Raw genomic sequence first — 3404 nt, forward strand, 5'->3', positions numbered from 1 at the left:
CACCCAAGGTGCGGGCCCCGGCGGCGTCGGAACGTTGCCGTTCGTCGGCTGGGCGGCCGATCAGGCGGGAACGATGTTCTCCGCCTGCGGGCCCTTCTGGCCCTGGGTGACGTCGAAGCTCACCTTCTGGCCTTCCTGGAGCTCGCGGTAGCCGCTCGCCACGATGTTCGAGTAGTGCGCGAAGACGTCGGCGCCGCCGCCGTCCTGCTGGATGAAGCCGAAGCCCTTTTCGGCGTTGAACCACTTCACGGTTCCGGTGGCCATGTCTTCTCCTTCTGAGGGGATTCCGCGCCCCGCACCGTGCGGGTCGCGCGCGTCGCCGCGATGATTTCCCCGTCCGGAAGACCGGCAACACAAGAGTGCTCCGCCGACCGCTGGTCGACGGGGCACCTGAAGTCTGGGAACCACACTGCAACTGCCTTCGACAGTAGCACGGCCGATTGGCGCGGGCACGGAATTCCGCGATCACCCGTCTCGCCGTCGTTTTGTCCTACGGAATATGCCCGTGGCGGCCGGCGCGGATATCCACCGATGTGACGTCGGATTCATTCCCCGGACACCGGGCGTACCGGGAACGCGGAATCTGCACCGGCCGCGATAGACATTCTTCGACGGCGGCGGCTAGGCTTCGTCACACACGGTGGCTGCCCGCGCGCGTCCGCGCCGGCGTCCCACCGCGGAATCACGGGACGAAGGGCGCGTATGGCCGCAGAAGCGCGACGCACCGCCGACAACCGGCTCGACGACGACGACTACCCCGCGTACACCATGGGTCGCGCCGCCGAGCTCGTCGGCGGCACGCCGGCGTTCCTGCGCGCGCTCGGCGAGGCCCGGCTGATCACCCCGCTGCGTTCGGAGGGCGGCCACCGCCGCTACTCCCGCCACCAGCTCCGCGTCGCGGCCCGCGCCCGGGAACTGGTCGACCAGGGCACGCCCATCGAGGCGGCGTGCCGGATCATCCTCCTCGAGGACCAGCTCGCCGATACCCGCCGGCTGAACGAGCGGCTGCGCGGCGACCGGCCGGGCACCTCGGGCGGCTGACGCCGCCCGCCGCCCGTGTCCGGGGCCCGCGTCGGAACGCGGCCCCCGGACGGCACCGGCTCTCGGACAAGGTCAGGTGGCGGACGCGGTCAGGTGGCGGACGCGGTCAGGTGGCGGACGCGGTCAGGTGGCGGCGGGCCGGCGGCCGGGCAGGCCGTCGGCGAGCGTGGCCAGGTAGTCGGCGGCGGTGACGCCGTGCCGGGCGAGGGTCGCGGCCTGCCCCGACCACAGGTTGAGCCGTTCGACGCGCCCCTGCGCGACGGCCGCCGTCCGGATCGGCCGCATCAGCGCGTTCTGCACCGGGTACGGCGGCACCGCGGCCTCGTGGTCCGCCAGCTCGGTCACGAACCCGTTGGGGATGCCCCGGGCGGGACGGCCGGAGAACAGCCTGGTCAGCACGGTGTGGCGGGCGGACGGATCAGCCAGCGCGCGCTTGTGGAGCACGCCGGCGCCCGACTCCCGGGTGGCCAGGAAGCCCGTGCCGACCTGCACGGCGTCGGCGCCCAGCGCGAACGCCGCGGCCACTCCCCGGGCGTCGGCGACGCCGCCGGCGGCGACAACCGGCACCGAGACCGCGTCGACGACCTGCGGCACCAGGGCGAACGTGCCGACCAGCGACTCCCGCACCGGGCGGAGGAAGGATCCCCGGTGCCCGCCGGCGTCGCTGCCCGAGGCGACGACGGCGTCCACCCCGGCCTCCTCCAGCGCGACGGCCTCGTCCACGGTGGTGGCCGTGCCGATGAGGACGATGCCGCGCCGCCGCGCCTCGGCGACGGCGTGCCGTGGCGGCGGGCCCATGACGAGGCTGATCGCCGGTGGCGCCGCCGCGAGGAGGGCGTCCAGCTGGTCGGCGAAGCGCGGCGGGGCGCCGAGGTCCGCGATGTCGGGCGGGGCGATCCCCAGTTCGTCGTAGTAGGGCCGCAACCTGGCGACGTGCCGGTTGAGTTCCTGCTGGTCCGGCTGCTGGTCCTCGCCCGGTTGCGGGACCCACAGGTTGACCGCGAACGGCCGGTCGGTCGCGCGGCGCAGTTCGGCCACCAGCTCCGTGACGGCCTCCGGGGCCAGTACGTGGGCGCCGTACGAGCCGAGACCGCCGGCCCGCGACACCGCCGCGGTCAGCGCGACGGAGGACAGCCCGCCACCAAAAGGTCCCTGGACGATGGGGAGTTGGATGTCGAGGAGGTCGCCGAGGCGCCCGGGGCCGGTCATGCCGCCCGGCCTTCCCGCACGGTGTGGCCCAGTCGCTCGGCGGCCTCGCGGCCGTGGACGTAGCGGAGGGCGGTGAGCGCGACCCGCTCCCCCAGATGGCGCGCGGTGGCCAGGTCCGCGTCACCGGGCGCGGCGTCGGGGCCGAGGTCGGAGGGCGACTGCGCCATCGCGCCGACAAAGGCCCCCAGCCGGTTGAGGTCGTCGGGGCTGCCGTCGCTGGAGTAGATCCACCCCGGCATCAGCCCGAGGGAGATCCAGTGCATGCCGTGCTGGGCGGCGAAGACGCTCAGCGCGAGCAGCGCGTTGTCCTTGTTGCCGTTGACACCGGCCGAGTTGGTGAAGCCGGCCGCGAGCTTGTCCTGCCAGCCGCGCGTCGCCCACACCGGGGCGCTCGCCTCGGCGAACTGCTGGAAGCCGGCCGAGGTGGTGCCCATGTAGGTCGGCGAGCCGAAGACGATCGCGTCGGCGGCGTCCAGGGTCCGCCAGAGGGCGGAGTCGAGTGCGGTGGCGTCGAGCAGTTCGGCGGTGACGCCGGGGACGGCGGCGGCGCCGGCCGTGACGGCGGCGGCCTGCCGTGCGGTGTGGCCGTAGCCACTGTGGTGGACGACCGCCACGGAGACGGGTGCGGACATGGAGCCTCCCGGGTGCGGGGCGGGCACCTCGCCCGCCGCTCGGAACGAGACTGTAGACGACCGGTCAACTATTCACCAGCTCACCCTTCCCACCTGCACGGATCGGCCGGCGCGGACATAGTTGACCGGCCGTATACTCGTCTCCATGGGACGCACCAGCACCGCGCGCGAACGGCTCCTGGCGGCCACCGACGACCTCATGCGGCACCGCGGCTACAGCAGCCTCGGAGTCGCCGAGATCTGCGCCAGGGCCGAGGTGCGGAAGGGCAGCTTCTACCACTTCTTCGACTCCAAGCAGGCCCTCACCCTGGAGGTCGTCGACGGCTACTGGGCCGCCCAGCGCGAGCAGTGGCGCGCCGCGCTGACCGGCGACGAGCCCGCCCTCGACCGGCTGTGCCGGCTGCTGGAGGGCATGGCGGACGTCCAGCGGGACACCAGAGCCGAGTCGGGCGCCGTCGCCGGATGCCTGCTCGGCAACCTCGCCCTCGAACTCAGCACCCAGGAGCCGGAGGTCCGCGCCCG

Annotated in this window: 5 protein-coding genes; 2 read left to right on the forward strand and 3 right to left on the reverse strand. The window is 73.6% G+C overall.

Annotated elements, in window-relative coordinates:
- Positions 1-60: 60 nt before the first annotated feature.
- Positions 61-264 (reverse strand): cold-shock protein, encoded by a 204-nt coding sequence (locus tag GL263_RS23675; RefSeq protein ID WP_182857776.1) that lies wholly within the window; start codon positions 262-264, stop codon positions 61-63.
- Positions 265-702: 438 nt separating this feature from the next.
- Between GL263_RS23675 and GL263_RS23680 the strand changes: the two genes are divergently transcribed.
- A complete protein-coding gene (locus GL263_RS23680; RefSeq protein ID WP_182857777.1) occupies positions 703-1041 on the forward strand; it encodes a MerR family transcriptional regulator in 339 nt (112 codons plus the stop codon).
- A gap of 123 nt (positions 1042-1164) precedes the next feature.
- On the opposite strand, the gene GL263_RS23685 is transcribed toward GL263_RS23680, so the two are convergent.
- Positions 1165-2250 carry an NAD(P)H-dependent flavin oxidoreductase gene (locus GL263_RS23685; protein ID WP_182857778.1) on the reverse strand — a complete coding sequence of 362 codons (1086 nt, stop codon included), beginning with the start codon at positions 2248-2250 and terminating at the stop codon, positions 1165-1167.
- Positions 2247-2882, reverse strand: a complete 636-nt coding sequence (locus tag GL263_RS23690) for a flavodoxin family protein (RefSeq protein WP_182857779.1) — start codon at positions 2880-2882, stop codon at positions 2247-2249. Before GL263_RS23690 ends, GL263_RS23685 begins: the two co-directional genes overlap by 4 nt.
- Positions 2883-3027: 145 nt before the next feature.
- Between GL263_RS23690 and GL263_RS23695 the strand changes: the two genes are divergently transcribed.
- A partial coding sequence (locus GL263_RS23695; RefSeq protein ID WP_182857780.1) for a TetR/AcrR family transcriptional regulator occupies positions 3028-3404 on the forward strand: 377 nt, incomplete at its 3' end.

The organism is Streptomyces durbertensis (genome assembly GCF_014156695.1).
GTDB lineage: Bacteria > Actinomycetota > Actinomycetes > Streptomycetales > Streptomycetaceae > Streptomyces > Streptomyces durbertensis.